Genomic DNA, 12,630 nt, shown 5'->3' with positions numbered 1-12,630 from the left:
CATGACCAACAACGTTCGCCACTTCCTGACCGACCTCGACCTGACCCAGGCCGAGCAGACCGAGGTCCTCGACCTGGCCGTGGCCATGAAGAAGGACAAGTACGGCTACAAGCCCTACGCCGGACCGCAGACCGTGGCCGTGTTCTTCGATAAGACCTCGACCCGCACCCGAGTGTCCTTCGCCGCCGGCATCGCCGAGCTCGGCGGGTCCCCGCTGATCATCAACTCCGGCGAGTCCCAGCTGGGCCACAAGGAGTCGATCTCCGATTCGGCCAAGGTGCTCGAGCGCATGGTCTCCACCATCGTGTGGCGCACCTACGCCCAGTCCGGCCTGGAGGAAATGGCCGAGAACTCAAACGTCCCGGTCATCAACGCGCTCTCGGACGACTACCACCCGTGCCAGCTGCTGGCCGACCTGCTCACCGTGCGCGAGCACAAGGGCACGTTGGCAGGCCTGTCCATGGCCTACCTGGGGGACTCGGCCAACAACATGGCCAACTCCTACCTGCTGGCCGGCGTCACCGCCGGCATGCACGTGCGCATCGCCGGCCCGGAGGGCTACCTGCCGTCCGCGGAGATCGTCGCCGCAGCCGAAAAGCGTGCGGCCGAAACCGGCGGTTCGGTGCTCGTGACCACCGATGCCGCGGCGGCCCTGGCAGGCGCCGACGTGGTGGCCACCGACACCTGGGTCTCCATGGGCCAGGAGGACGAGAAGGCCGAGCGCATGGAGCTCTTCCGCGACTACGCGGTGGATGCACCCGCGATGGCGCAGGCAGCCGACGACGCCATCGTCCTGCACTGCCTGCCGGCCTACCGCGGCTACGAGATCTCCGCCGACGTCATCGACGGCCCGCAGTCGGTCGTCTTCGACGAGGCGGAAAACCGCGTCCACGCTCAGAAGGCCATCATGGCCTGGCTGATGGCGAAGTCGGACCTGGCAGAGGTTGCAGGGGTGGCCGGGAACCGATGAACTCGAGCGCATCCTTCCAGCCCACCACGAAGATCGCCCGCCAGGCGCGGGTGAGCTCCATCCTGTCGACCAGCACCGTCCGTTCCCAGGCCGAACTGGTGGCCCTGCTCGCCGAGGAGGGCATGGCTGTCACCCAGGCAACCTTGTCCCGCGACCTGGTCGAGCTGGGGGCCGTGCGCGTCCGGGGCGTGGACGGCGGACTGGTCTATGCCATGCGACAGGAGGGCGGGGACCGCAGCCCGCGCGCCGGGGTCAGCCAGGAGGTCCACGACGCCAAGCTTGCCAAGCAGTGCGCGGAACTCCTGATCACGGCCGAGGCCTCGGGAAACATCGTGGTCCTGCGGACCCCTCCGGGAGCGGCGAATTTCCTGGCGTTGTCGATCGACCATTCGACGATGCCCCAGATCCTTGGATGCATCGCGGGGGACGACACCGTCATGCTGGTGACCCGCGAGGTGGACGGCGGGGCCGAGGTCGCGGCCCGATTCCTGGCCCTGGCGGATCCGCAGTAGTCAGGTTCCGCAGGCCGGCCAACCAGGTGCCGGTCTGCCTGCGGGGTCTTCCCCCACCGGTTGCTCCGTCCTGCGGGTGGCCGCGAACAAACCTTGAGAAGAGCCGTCCCACGTGCAATCATTCTGTTGCACAGGGGGACGGCTTTTTTTGAGGGGGAACTCGTGGAAACAACACTTCAAGATGCCATCGAGGTTTCGGTGGACATCGATTCCAGCGCGGGCACTGTGTGGGAACTGGTCAGGGAGCCTGGATGGTTCATCAACGGCGGCGAGATCGGGAAACACCGGATAGAAACCAACGGCGCGTTTTCCGTCGTGCACGATGCAATTTACGGGCGGTTCGAATTCGAGGCAATCACCCTGGATTCACCCCGGTACGCCGCTTTTCGTTCTCTTGGGGGGGACGAATGGGACGACCCTGTGCCTAACACGCTCATTGAGTTCTGGATCGAGCGGATCAACGCGGGCGGTGTGCGCCTGCGGGTCATGGAAAGCGGCTTCGCCGGATTCGATGCGGAGGAGCACTCCCGCGTGATTTCCGCCAATACGCTCGGGTGGAAGGTAGAGCTGCAGGCAGCCAAGCGTCACCTGAGCGGAAAATGACCAGCCAATCCGTTGGGGTGTCGCCACAACGGATCTTTGCCGCGCTTGCGGATGCCACGAGATGCGAGCTGTTGGAACTGCTGGGAGGCGGGGCAGCCAGCGCCTCCCGGCTCAGCCCGCCGCTCGGTATCAGCCGCCAAGCGGTGGCCAAGCACCTTGGTGTCCTGAGCGCCGCCGGGCTGGTGCGCCAAAGGCGTGCAGGGCGGGAAATCGTCTTTGAGGTACTGCCGCACGGGTTGTCCCCGGCGAGCGAGTATATCCAAGGCGTCCGGGACTGCTGGGAAAAGCGGGAAACCGGCCAGGAGCCCGCTCCTGCGGCGCAGACGTCGCTGCACCTGCAAACGCGAAACCTTTGAAGCAGGCCCGCGGCAAGGAAACTTGGGGCGTGGTCGGCCTTCGCCATCGGGTCCGGAGCGACGATTGAGGAGTTCAAGGCGTTGTTCCCCGCATGTTGCGGGGAGCGACGCCTTGCCTGGATCGGGCGCGGGACGAATCAGTGGTCGTGGACCAGTTCGCTCTCGGTGCGCGGGGTGTCGAATGCCTTGTGGAAGGCGGCCTCGACATCGGTGTTGTAGGCGACCAGGACCACGCGGTGGATCGATGTCACGTGCTTGTAGGTATCGAACCAGTTCTTGATTGCTTCCGCGGCGACCTCGGCGACCTCGTCCGGATCCCAGCCGTAGGCCCCGGCCCCGATGGCCGGGAACGCGATGCTCGTGGCACCCCGGCGGGATGCGACGTACAGGCTGTTGATGAAGCAATTCGCAAGAACCTTGGTGCTCGTCTGTCCGACATGGCGATTGGGGCCCGGGGTGTGGATCACCCACCGCGCGGGGAGATTGCCGGCGCCGGTGGCCACGGCCAACCCGGAGGCAAGTCCGTCGGGATAGGTGGTTGCCCGGAGCTTGCGGCATTCGGCCAAGAGCTCGGGACCCGCTGCTGCATGAATCGCACCGTCAACGCCGGAGCCGCCGAGAAGCGACGTATTTGCAGCATTGACGATCGCATCAACCTTCAGCGTTGTGATGTCCGCCTGCACGATGTCGATTTGCATTTCGGTGCTCCTGTCAGTGGTCGAAATCTCCTGATAAGCAACACCATACGCCCGCGTTTACCCCTTGGGGAGGGACCTTCAGCCTATTAACAGTTCATGACGCCGGGCCGTCCGGGGCGGCCGGGATCGCTTGCGGACGCGGGCTCGTGCGACCGTGGAAGGCGAGCGGCCCGCACGGCCGGCGGGGACAGGGGCGCCCGCATCCGGCCGACGTCGGAACGCCCGCTTTCAAGACTGCCTCGGTGACGGCTATCGGTAGTAGGGATGTTCCTCGCCGGGGTCGGTGCGAACCAGATCCAGGCTTGGGGTTGTCAGGAGTTGCTCGATCGCTTTTGCACGGGCGGCGATCCCGGCCCAGTGCGGATCGACGTCGTTGGCGATGCACCAGGCGTGGTCGGCGGGCCAGATGAATGCGGGGTTGGGCATGGAAAATCTGGGCTGCCCAGGCCACAGTTCGGCGGCGCCCCAATTGCCGAAGTCCTGGATGCTGCCACGGAACAGGTAGTAGGACCGGTTCGGTATCTCGACCTTGGGGTGGTTCATCACGGAGATTGGAAAGGCCGGGGCGCTTTGCGGGCCTTTGGTGACGGCATGGGTTTCCCCGTCGACGAACCAAGCGCCATCGCCGCCGAAGAGCTCGGAGCCCCATCCCTCCCACAGGGCGAAGTAGCACTCATCGGGTGTGGCAGTGTGGCTTGCCAGTGTCGTGAGGGCGGTGCGCAGCAGATCGGTTTCCGTGGGTGCGTCCTCCGCTGTTTCGGCATCGCCTTCGGACTGGCCCGGGTACGCGGGGTCCGGCAGGAATCGCAGCCTGGCGTGCTCCGGGAAACCGTGCGGGCCGAAGGAAGCCAAGGCCTCCCAAGGGCGCGTGCTGGTTGCGATCCAGTCGGCAGGTGAAATGTCGGAACAGGGAATGAGTGCCATTTGTCGAGTGTGTCATGCGGTCAGTCGCTAGTTGCCGAAGTGGGAAGCGGTATTGACGGCAGGCTGGTCGCGCTCGCGGTCCATGCAGACGGGGCGCATGCCGTCTTGCGGGGGAGAGCGCAAATGGGGAGGGCAGTCGGTCCGTTCAGCGGGGGACCGCGCGCCGGGTAGGTGTGCGGTCACCGCAACAGCGAAGCCGCGCATGCCCTCGGGGGATTGCCCGGGGAATGCGCGGCCGGCGTTTGGGCCTAGAGGTACTCCTCGATGACTGCCTTGAGCTCGGGCAGCCCGAACATGTCGGTGACGGCAAGTGCGTTTTGCGCGCCGAGCTTGGGGTCCGCGCCGTTTTGCAGCAGGAAGCGCGTCAGCGGTTCGTTCTTGCGGAAGACCGCGCAGGTCAGGGCGCCTTGGCCCTTGTCATTCAGGCGGTTGATGTCGGCGCCGCGTTCCAGCAGGCCGGCAACGATTGCGTCGTGCCCCTTGTAGGCGGCAAGGATCATCAGGGTGTCGCCCTTGGAGTCGGTGAGGTCCACGGGGATTCCCTGGTCGATGATGGCCATGAGCTTCTCGGCTTCGCCTTCACGTGCCAGGTCGAAGATGGAATGCAGGAACGCAAGTTCCTCATCGGTCAGTGCGCCGTCGGCGTTCGTTTCAGTCATGGGGAAATCGTACCGGCTTGCGCCGCCGGAAACCCTTGTGTGCACACCGTTGTGAATAGTTATGTAGACTTATGCATAAGTATTAGGAATCTGTGCGGAACTAGATCTGGCTCACATGCGCTGGACTAGGATGGACAGTGGTTTTGGACAGCTAGCGAACCGGCGCCCCTGGCGGCGCTCGGAAGGACAAGATATGGGATCGTCAACTAATGAAGGCGCACTCTGGGGCGGACGATTTGCCGGCGGGCCGGCCGATGCCCTCGCCGGGCTGAGCAAGTCCACCCACTTCGACTGGCGACTGGCACGCTACGACATTGCCGGCTCCCGCGCCCACGCACGCGTTCTCCACGCCGCGGGGCTGCTCGACGCCGAGGAACTCGCCGGGATGATCGCGGCCCTCGACGCCCTCGAGGCGGATGTCGTCTCGGGCGCCTACGTGGCCTCCGACTCCGACGAGGACGTCCACGGCTCCCTCGAACGCGGACTCATCGAACGCGCCGGAACGGCCCTGGGCGGCAAGCTGCGTGCGGGCCGCTCGCGCAACGACCAGATCGCCACCCTGGGACGCATGTTCCTGCGGGACCACGCCCGCATCATCGCCCGCGGCGTGCTGGCAACCATCGACGCCCTGGTTGAACAGGCCGAGGCGCACCCGAACGCCGCGATGCCCGGACGCACCCACCTGCAGCACGCGCAGCCGATCCTGCTGTCCCACCACCTGCTGGCCCACGCCTGGCCGCTGCTGCGCGACCTCCAGCGTCTCGCCGACTGGGACGCCCGCGCCGCGGTCTCCCCGTACGGTTCCGGCGCGCTCGCCGGCTCCTCGCTGGGCCTGGACCCGAACGCCGTTGCTGCGGACCTGGGCTTCAACTCCGCGGCCTGGAACTCCATCGACGGCACCGCCGCGCGCGACGTGTTCGCCGAGTACGCGTGGATCGCCGCCATGATCGGCGTCGACCTCTCCCGCATCTCGGAGGAAATCATCATGTGGGCGACCAAGGAATTCTCCTTCGTCACCCTGGACGACGCTTTCTCCACCGGCTCCTCGATCATGCCGCAGAAGAAGAACCCGGACGTCGCCGAACTGGCCCGTGGCAAGGCGGGGCGCCTGATCGGCAACCTGACCGGCCTGCTGGCCACGCTCAAGGCGCTGCCGCTGGCGTACAACCGCGACCTGCAGGAAGACAAGGAACCGGTCTTCGACGCGACCGACACCTTGGAACTGCTGCTGCCCGCGGTCTCCGGCATGATCGCCACCCTGAAGTTCAACACCCCTCGCATGGCCGAGCTCGCGCCGCTGGGCTTCGCGCTGGCCACGGACATCGCCGAATGGCTGGTCCGCCAGGGCGTTCCGTTCCGCGAGGCCCACGAGCTCTCCGGCGCCGCGGTCAAGCTCGCCGAGTCCAGGGACATCGAGCTGTGGGACCTCTCCGACGAGGACTACGCCGGCATCTCCGTGCACCTCACCCCCGAGGTCCGCACGGTGCTCTCCACCGAGGGTTCGCTGAACTCCCGCTCGGCACAGGGCGGCACCGCCCCGTCGGCCGTCGCCGCCCAGCTCGAGGCGCTCAAGGCGGCACTCGTGCCGGTGCGCGGCTTCGCCGGCTAACAACCTGCAGGTGACGCGGGCGAAGGCGGGGACCGGTTCAACCGGGCCCCGCCTTCGTGATTTCCGGCTTCCGGTGCGGATATGCTGATCGGCATGACTGAGCTTTCGCAACAGGACCTGGCCGCCCGGATCCTCGCCGCCGTATCGACCCTTCGGAAAACGATCTCCTCCGTGGACGGGGCCGCCGCCGCCGAACCCAGCGTGCTGCCCGGCTGGAGCCGTGCCCACGTGCTGGCCCACATCGACGGATTCAGCCGTGCCGCCACGCGCCAGCTGGACACCGCCGGCGCGGAGAAGCCATTCGAGATGTACGACGGCGGAATGGACAGGCGGCACGAAGCCATCGAACTGACCGCGCTGATGCGCGCCGATGCGCTGCTGGCCCGGACTTCCGAGGCCCTCGACGCGCTGGAAGCCAGCATCCGCGGCATCAGCCCGGCGGAGTGGACCCTGCCCACCGGGTTCCGCGACGGCGGCAGCGTGGAGGACCTCTTCTACGCGATCTGGCGCGAGCTGGTCATCCACACCTCGGACCTGGCCCTGGCCTATTCCGTCGCCGACTGGGACCCGGATTTCTGTGCCCACCTCTTCGAGGCCCTCGAGGGCCGGGTTCCCGAAGCCCGCCGCTACATCCTGCAGCCGCACGGCGCCCAGCGCATCGTGCTGGGCGGCGGGGACGACGCCACGGTGCTCAGCGGCACCGCCTTCGACCTGGCCGCCTGGCTGGCCGGCCGGGAGCCGCTGGGGCCCATCCAGGCCACCGCCGGTGCCGACGGCGCCGCCCTGCCCGAACTCGGTCCCTGGTTCGTGAAGCTGAAGGCCAAGAACTAGCACGCCGGGGGAGCTGGAAGGCACGGGCGCATGGGGAGCGGTACCAGGGAGGAGCTGCTGGCGCTGGACTCGGTCCGCCTTGCCCCGCACCTGCTCGGCGCCCTGGTCTCCAGCTTCATCGACGGGGAGCTGGTGGTGGTGCGCCTGACCGAGGTCGAGGCCTACAACGGGTCCAGCGATCCCGGTTCCCATGCCTACCGCGGACGGACGCCGCGCAACGCCGCGCTCTTCGGGCCTCCCGGCACCGCCTACGTCTACTTCACCTACGGCATGCACCACTGCGCCAACGTGGTCTGCGGCAGCGACGGCACGGCCTCGGCGGTGCTGATGCGGGCCGGGGAGGTGCTCGCGGGGGAGGAGGCCGTCCGCGCCAGGCGCGGCAACAGCACCGCGCCGGCGCACGTGCTGCTCAGCGGCCCGGCACGCCTGGCCCAGGGGCTGGGACTCGGCCTGCGCCAGAACGGAACCAGCTACCTGCGGGGCACCGCCGGGGAGCCCGGACCCTCGCTGGGACTGGAGAACCTGGCCGCAATTCCGTTGGCCCACTGCCGCGGCCCGCGCACCGGTGTGTCCGGCGAGGGCGGCGGCGAGGCCTACCCCTACAGGTATTGGCTGCCGGGGGAGCCGAGCGTCTCGCCGTACCGCCGTGCCGCGCCGCGTCGGCGGGGCACATAATCGGCACTAGACTGTACGGGTGAATCCAGAGCCTGAAACCATTACCGAAATGCTTGACCGACTGAGCGAGATCGTTCCCGATTACCCCAGCGCCGGCATTTCCTTCAAGGACCTCACCCCGGTCTTCGCCGATGCCCAGGGCCTGCGCCGCATCGTCGACACGGTGATCGAACCCTTCCGGGGGCAGTTCGACGTCATCGCCGGGCTCGAGGCCCGCGGCTTCGTCCTGGCGGCCGCCGGGGCCTACGCCACCGGAACCGGGATGATCGCGGTCCGCAAGGCCGGCAAGCTGCCGCGCGAGGTTTTCCGCGACGAATACACCCTCGAGTACGGCACCGGCACCCTTGAGATCCACCGCGACGACGTGGCTCCCGGCACCCGCGTGCTGATCCTCGACGACGTGCTGGCCACCGGCGGAACCGTCGGATCGGCGGTGCGCCTGCTCGAGCTGGCCGGCGCCGAGGTCATCGGCGTGGGCGTCGTGCTTGAGCTCGACGGCATGGGCGGGCGCGAGAAGCTCGCCGGCCACACGGTGCATTCCCTCCAGCTGGTCTAGGCGCGCCGCGGCGCGACCGTCATTTGGCGGGCGCGCAAGAGAGTAAACTTGTCTGTCCACGAATTCGTTCCATCAGGAGTGCTGAATGTCAGAGTCCACGACCGTTCACCGGGAGCTAGAAGCTGAGCGCGACTACGTTGCGAAGCTCTACAGCCGGCTCGATGAGTTGCGCGCCGAAAAGAAGGAACAGCTGACCCGCACCCGGGCCACCGGGGCGCAGGGCACCTTGCAGAACGTGTCCGAACGCGACTCCTTCGCTGCCCTCTACGAGGACCGGCTGGCACAGTTGAACGCCGTGGAGGACCGCCTGGTCTTCGGCCGCCTTGATCTTGACGACAACGTGAACCGCGCCGGCGAAGAGCCGGGCGCCCCGCGCTACATCGGCCGCATCGGCATGACCGACGACGAGCTCACCCGCCTGATGGTCGACTGGCGCGCCCCCGAGGCAGCCGCCTTCTACCAGGCCACGGCGCTGCACCGCCAGGGCGTGCGCCGCCGCCGCCACCTGATGCTGCGCGGCCGCACCGTGCTGGGCATCGACGACGAGGTGCTGGACACCGAGCTCTTCGGCGAGGCCCACGACCACCAGGGCGAGGGCGCGCTGATGGCTGCCCTGACGCAGAAGCGCACCGGCCGCATGGGCGACATCGTCGGCACCATCCAAGCCGAACAGGACCGCATCATCCGCGCGCCGCTGGCGGGCGTGTTGGTGGTCCAGGGCGGACCGGGCACCGGCAAGACCGCCGTGGCCCTGCACCGCGCGGCCTTCCTGCTTTACGAGCACCGCGAACGGCTCAAGAGCGCCGGCGTGCTGCTGGTCGGCCCGTCCTCCTCGTTCATGCGCTACATCGAACGCGTGCTGCCCTCCCTCGGCGAGACCGGCGTCGTCATGTCCTCGGTGGGGGAGCTGTACCCGGGCCTGCGCGCCATCCCGGAACACAACCGCGAGACCGCCCGCGTCAAGGGCCGGCAGCTCATGGCCAAGGTCGTGGCCAAGGCCGTGTCCAACCGCCAGCGACTGCTCGCCGAGGACCGCCGCGTCGTGGTCGAGGGCACCCGGCTGACGCTGACCCGCGGCCAGGTCCGCCACGCCCGCGAACGTGCCCGCTCGGCACACAAGCCGCACAACGAGGCCCGGGACATCTTCGTGAAGACCCTGGTGCGCGAGCTGGCCGAACAGCTGCAGCAGAAGCTCGAGGAATCGGCGGGCAACGGCAACGCCGTGGACCGCAGCTACCTGGTGCAGGAGGTGCGCGAGTCCCGCGACGTGCGCATCGCCCTGAACCTGTGCTGGATGCCGCTGACCCCGCAGTCCCTGCTGGAGGAACTCTTCGCGAAGCCGCACCTGCTGGCCGCCGCGGCGCCGCAGCTGCGCGAGGCGGAGCTCAAGGCCCTGTACCGGGCCCCGGGTTCGCCGTGGACCGAGGCCGACGTGCCGCTGCTGGACGAGGCCGCCGAGCTGCTGGGCGAGTTCCACGCGGTGGGCAACAAGGAAGCCGGCGCCGAGGCGCAGATGAAGCGCGACGTCGAAAACGCCGAGGCAACGCTGCGCAACGTCAACGAGATGCTCTTCAACGCGGGCATGGACGGGCTCGTCACCGCGGAGGAGCTGGCCGAGATCAACCAGGAGACCGCGGTCCGCCAGACCGCGGCCGAGCGTGCCATGGCCGACCGCAACTGGGCGTACGGCCACGTGGTGGTCGACGAGGCGCAGGAACTTTCCCCGATGCAGTGGCGCCTGCTGATGCGCCGCTGCCCGCTGAAGTCGTTCACGGTGGTCGGCGACATCGCCCAGACCTCCTCGGCCTCTGGCGCCACCAGCTGGGAGCAGGCCATGCGCCCGTTCGTGGCCGAGCGCTTCACGCTCGAGGAACTGACGGTCAACTACCGCACGCCGATGCAGATCGCCGAGGCTGCGACCCGGGTGGCACACGCTGCGGGCCTGACCATCTCCACGCCCAAGGCCGTGCGCGAGGGCGAATGGCCGCCGATCGTGGACCGACTGGCGCAGGGCACCATGCTGGAGAAGCTCCGCGAGATCCTGCCCGGCGAGGTGGAAATCGCCGACGGCGGCCTGCTGGCCGTGATCGTTCCCGAATCCATGTTGCGCGCGGTGCGTTCGGCGGTCGTCGAGCAGTTCGGGCGCCGCGTGGGCACCGGCTCCGGCGGGTTGAGCCAGGACATCGTGGTGCTTGGCGCGCGCGAATCCAAGGGCCTGGAGTTCGACGTCGTCGTTGTCCTGGAACCCCAGGAACTGGTCGACGAGGTCGAGGGAAGCGTTGGCGACCTGTACGTGGCCATGACGCGTACGACCCAGCGCCTGCGCATCCTTGCCGAGGGATCGCTCCCGGCCGGGATCGACGCCTAAGGGAAAAGATCGCCGGAGACTGCTAATTTAGTAGTGTGTCTGAAATTGAGCAGAATCCCGCACTGTCGGGACAAAGTAATGATCCGTCCTTTGAAAACATCTGGCAGGAGCTGAAGTGGCGTGGCCTGGTCCATGTTTCCACCGATGAAACCGAGCTGGAGAAGGTCCTCTCCGAGGAGAGCATTACCTATTACTGCGGTTTCGACCCCACAGCTCCGTCGCTGCACCTGGGCAACCTGGTCCAGCTGCTGAACATGCGCCGTCTGCAGCTGGCCGGCCACAAGCCCCTCGGCCTGGTTGGCGGGTCCACCGGCCTGATCGGTGACCCGCGCCAGACCGCGGAGCGTGTCCTCAACACCAAGGAAACCGTGGCCGAGTGGGTCGGCAAGTTGCAGGCCCAGGTCGCTCGCTTCCTCTCCTTCGAGGGGGACAACGCCGCACGCATGGTCAACAACCTTGACTGGACCGCGCCGCTGAGCGCGATCGACTTCCTTCGCGAGGTCGGAAAGTACTTCCGCGTCGGCACCATGATCAAGAAGGAAACCGTCGCTGCCCGACTGAACTCGGACGAGGGCATCAGCTACACCGAGTTCAGCTACCAGGTACTGCAGGGTTACGACTACCTGCAGCTGCACAAGCTCTACGGCTGCACCCTGCAGACCGGCGGCTCGGACCAGTGGGGCAACCTCACCAGCGGTACGGACCTCATCCGCAAGGTTGAGGGCAAGAGTGCCTACGCTTACGGCACCCCGCTCATCACCAACTCGGACGGAACCAAGTTCGGCAAGTCCGAGGGCAACGCCATTTGGCTGGACGCTGAGATGTGCAGCCCGTACACGTTCTACCAGTTCTGGCTGAACACCTCCGATGCCGACGTCGCCTCGCGCTTGAAGGTCTTCACTTTCCTGAGCCGCGCAGAGATCGAATCCCTGGAAAAGGAGATCGCAGAGCGCCCGTTTGCCCGCAAGGCCCAAAAGGAACTTGCCTACCTCGTGACCTCGTTGGTTCACGGTGTCGAAGCAACCGAAAAGGTCATTGCCGCTTCCGCTGCACTCTTCGGCCAGGGCGAATTGCGCGATATGGACGAAGCGACTCTGCGCGCAGCCACCGGGGAACTGAAAAGCACCACCGTCGACGGTGAAGAGCTGGACATCATTTCGGTATTGGTTGCTTCCGGGCTTTCCGAATCCAAGTCGGCCGCTCGACGCACGGTTGGTGAAGGCGGCGCCTACATCAACAACGTGAAGTACTCGGATCTGGATGCAGTAGTCAGCCGTGAAGAACTGCTTCACGGCCGGTTCCTTTTGGTTCGCCGAGGCAAGAAGAACCTGGCGGTTGTAGAAGTTGCCTAACTAAGGCTTCGCCACACCGTATATAGGATTTGATGGAAGGCCGGAGTTGGGAAGCGTGGTGATTCACGACACTTCCCAACTCCGGCCCTTCTGGTTTCCGGGCCAATTTGGCCCCGTTTTCCGCGTAAACCCGGGAATCGCGGCGGTGACTTGGGTGGTTACAGGGGATTTGCCGGGAGGTGAAATCGTGTGTATTGTTTTCTAAGTCGCCGCGGCCAAGGCAAGCGAAAAGCTTCTAGCCGCGAAAGACAAACCAGATTTTTACAACGTTGAATCGTTGGAATGAAATTATTTGATTGTTGAAATCAAGTCGATATGAATTCGATTTGACAATAAAACATTTGAATAATAGATTATAAACATCACCCCGGAAGAAACGCCGACCGATTCGTTTGAATCAAGCGGACGCCGAACCGGGAGCTGTCTGTTGTTTGAGAACTCAATAGTGTGCCAAGTTTGTTGATACCAATTTATTTATTTTATTGGTGAATGGTTTCAGGGTCCGCACCCCCGTGTG

Annotated in this window: 13 protein-coding genes; 10 read left to right on the top strand and 3 right to left on the bottom strand. The window is 66.2% G+C overall.

The features are described from left to right. The first annotated feature begins 1 nt into the window (after nt 1). From argF to ACIQLF_RS18955, 4 genes are all read left to right on the top strand, one after another. Complete coding sequence (gene argF, locus ACIQLF_RS18970; protein ID WP_400301960.1) at nt 2-970, top strand: ornithine carbamoyltransferase; 969 nt, start codon at nt 2-4, stop codon at nt 968-970. Beyond that, entirely contained in the window at nt 967-1,482 is a 516-nt protein-coding gene (locus tag ACIQLF_RS18965; RefSeq protein ID WP_400301958.1) for an arginine repressor, read from the top strand. The genes argF and ACIQLF_RS18965 overlap by 4 nt, the downstream gene beginning before the upstream one ends. Nucleotides 1,483-1,644: 162 nt before the next feature. Further along, nucleotides 1,645-2,085: an ATPase gene (locus ACIQLF_RS18960; protein WP_400301955.1), complete on the top strand. Its 441-nt coding sequence runs from the start codon at nt 1,645-1,647 to the stop codon at nt 2,083-2,085. Further along, the gene (locus ACIQLF_RS18955; protein ID WP_400301952.1) at nt 2,082-2,441 is read left to right on the top strand and encodes an ArsR/SmtB family transcription factor; all 360 of its coding nucleotides are present in this window, start codon (nt 2,082-2,084) and stop codon (nt 2,439-2,441) included. The genes ACIQLF_RS18960 and ACIQLF_RS18955 overlap by 4 nt, the downstream gene beginning before the upstream one ends. A gap of 137 nt (nt 2,442-2,578) precedes the next feature. Here the strand turns inward: ACIQLF_RS18955 and ACIQLF_RS18950 are convergent, their stop codons facing one another. The 3 genes from ACIQLF_RS18950 to ACIQLF_RS18940 all read right to left on the bottom strand — a co-directional run bounded on the left by ACIQLF_RS18950 (nt 2,579) and on the right by ACIQLF_RS18940 (nt 4,722). Then, on the bottom strand, nt 2,579-3,139 hold the full coding sequence (locus tag ACIQLF_RS18950; RefSeq protein ID WP_400301949.1) for an O-acetyl-ADP-ribose deacetylase: 561 nt from the start codon (nt 3,137-3,139) through the stop codon (nt 2,579-2,581). A 249-nt stretch (nt 3,140-3,388) separates the two neighbouring features. Next, nucleotides 3,389-4,063 (bottom strand): hypothetical protein, encoded by a 675-nt coding sequence (locus ACIQLF_RS18945; protein ID WP_400301946.1) that lies wholly within the window; start codon nt 4,061-4,063, stop codon nt 3,389-3,391. Between the two features lie 248 nt (nt 4,064-4,311). After that, nucleotides 4,312-4,722, bottom strand: a complete 411-nt coding sequence (locus ACIQLF_RS18940) for an ankyrin repeat domain-containing protein (protein ID WP_400301943.1) — start codon at nt 4,720-4,722, stop codon at nt 4,312-4,314. 193 nt (nt 4,723-4,915) lie between these two features. On the opposite strand from ACIQLF_RS18940, the gene argH reads away from it, so the two are divergent. The 6 genes from argH to tyrS all read left to right on the top strand — a co-directional run bounded on the left by argH (nt 4,916) and on the right by tyrS (nt 12,113). Continuing rightward, nucleotides 4,916-6,331, top strand: coding sequence for an argininosuccinate lyase (gene argH / locus ACIQLF_RS18935; protein ID WP_400301940.1), 1,416 nt, complete (start codon nt 4,916-4,918; stop codon nt 6,329-6,331). Between the two features lie 93 nt (nt 6,332-6,424). Continuing rightward, nucleotides 6,425-7,162 carry a maleylpyruvate isomerase family mycothiol-dependent enzyme gene (locus tag ACIQLF_RS18930; RefSeq protein WP_400301937.1) on the top strand — a complete coding sequence of 246 codons (738 nt, stop codon included), beginning with the start codon at nt 6,425-6,427 and terminating at the stop codon, nt 7,160-7,162. Between the two features lie 30 nt (nt 7,163-7,192). Further along, nucleotides 7,193-7,837, top strand: coding sequence for a DNA-3-methyladenine glycosylase (locus ACIQLF_RS18925; RefSeq protein ID WP_400301935.1), 645 nt, complete (start codon nt 7,193-7,195; stop codon nt 7,835-7,837). A 49-nt stretch (nt 7,838-7,886) separates the two neighbouring features. Further along, the gene (locus ACIQLF_RS18920) at nt 7,887-8,393 is read left to right on the top strand and encodes an adenine phosphoribosyltransferase (protein WP_400302207.1); all 507 of its coding nucleotides are present in this window, start codon (nt 7,887-7,889) and stop codon (nt 8,391-8,393) included. Nucleotides 8,394-8,478: 85 nt separating this feature from the next. Beyond that, on the top strand, nt 8,479-10,761 hold the full coding sequence (locus ACIQLF_RS18915; protein WP_400301932.1) for a HelD family protein: 2,283 nt from the start codon (nt 8,479-8,481) through the stop codon (nt 10,759-10,761). Between the two features lie 35 nt (nt 10,762-10,796). Next, nucleotides 10,797-12,113 carry a tyrosine--tRNA ligase gene (gene tyrS / locus ACIQLF_RS18910; RefSeq protein WP_400301929.1) on the top strand — a complete coding sequence of 439 codons (1,317 nt, stop codon included), beginning with the start codon at nt 10,797-10,799 and terminating at the stop codon, nt 12,111-12,113. Nucleotides 12,114-12,630 lie beyond the last annotated feature (517 nt).

The sequence above is a fragment of the Paeniglutamicibacter sp. NPDC091659 genome (assembly GCF_044756805.1).
In the GTDB taxonomy this organism is placed as follows: domain Bacteria; phylum Actinomycetota; class Actinomycetes; order Actinomycetales; family Micrococcaceae; genus Paeniglutamicibacter.
The sequence above is the reverse complement of the archived record's forward strand: the minus strand, read 5'-3'. Positions and strand labels throughout refer to the sequence as shown.

What these genes read in the sequence shown, in the direction of transcription:
- ACIQLF_RS18940 (WP_400301943.1), bottom strand. Translation starts at nt 4,722, where the DNA reads ATGACTGAAACGAACGCCGACGGCGCACTGACCGATGAGGAACTTGCG.
- ACIQLF_RS18950 (WP_400301949.1), bottom strand. Translation starts at nt 3,139, where the DNA reads ATGCAAATCGACATCGTGCAGGCGGACATCACAACGCTGAAGGTTGAT.
- ACIQLF_RS18955 (WP_400301952.1), top strand. Translation starts at nt 2,082, where the DNA reads ATGACCAGCCAATCCGTTGGGGTGTCGCCACAACGGATCTTTGCCGCG.
- ACIQLF_RS18965 (WP_400301958.1), top strand. Translation starts at nt 967, where the DNA reads ATGAACTCGAGCGCATCCTTCCAGCCCACCACGAAGATCGCCCGCCAG.
- ACIQLF_RS18915 (WP_400301932.1), top strand. Translation starts at nt 8,479, where the DNA reads ATGTCAGAGTCCACGACCGTTCACCGGGAGCTAGAAGCTGAGCGCGAC.
- ACIQLF_RS18930 (WP_400301937.1), top strand. Translation starts at nt 6,425, where the DNA reads ATGACTGAGCTTTCGCAACAGGACCTGGCCGCCCGGATCCTCGCCGCC.
- ACIQLF_RS18920 (WP_400302207.1), top strand. Translation starts at nt 7,887, where the DNA reads ATGCTTGACCGACTGAGCGAGATCGTTCCCGATTACCCCAGCGCCGGC.
- ACIQLF_RS18945 (WP_400301946.1), bottom strand. Translation starts at nt 4,063, where the DNA reads ATGGCACTCATTCCCTGTTCCGACATTTCACCTGCCGACTGGATCGCA.
- ACIQLF_RS18925 (WP_400301935.1), top strand. Translation starts at nt 7,193, where the DNA reads ATGGGGAGCGGTACCAGGGAGGAGCTGCTGGCGCTGGACTCGGTCCGC.
- argH (WP_400301940.1), top strand. Translation starts at nt 4,916, where the DNA reads ATGGGATCGTCAACTAATGAAGGCGCACTCTGGGGCGGACGATTTGCC.
- argF (WP_400301960.1), top strand. Translation starts at nt 2, where the DNA reads ATGACCAACAACGTTCGCCACTTCCTGACCGACCTCGACCTGACCCAG.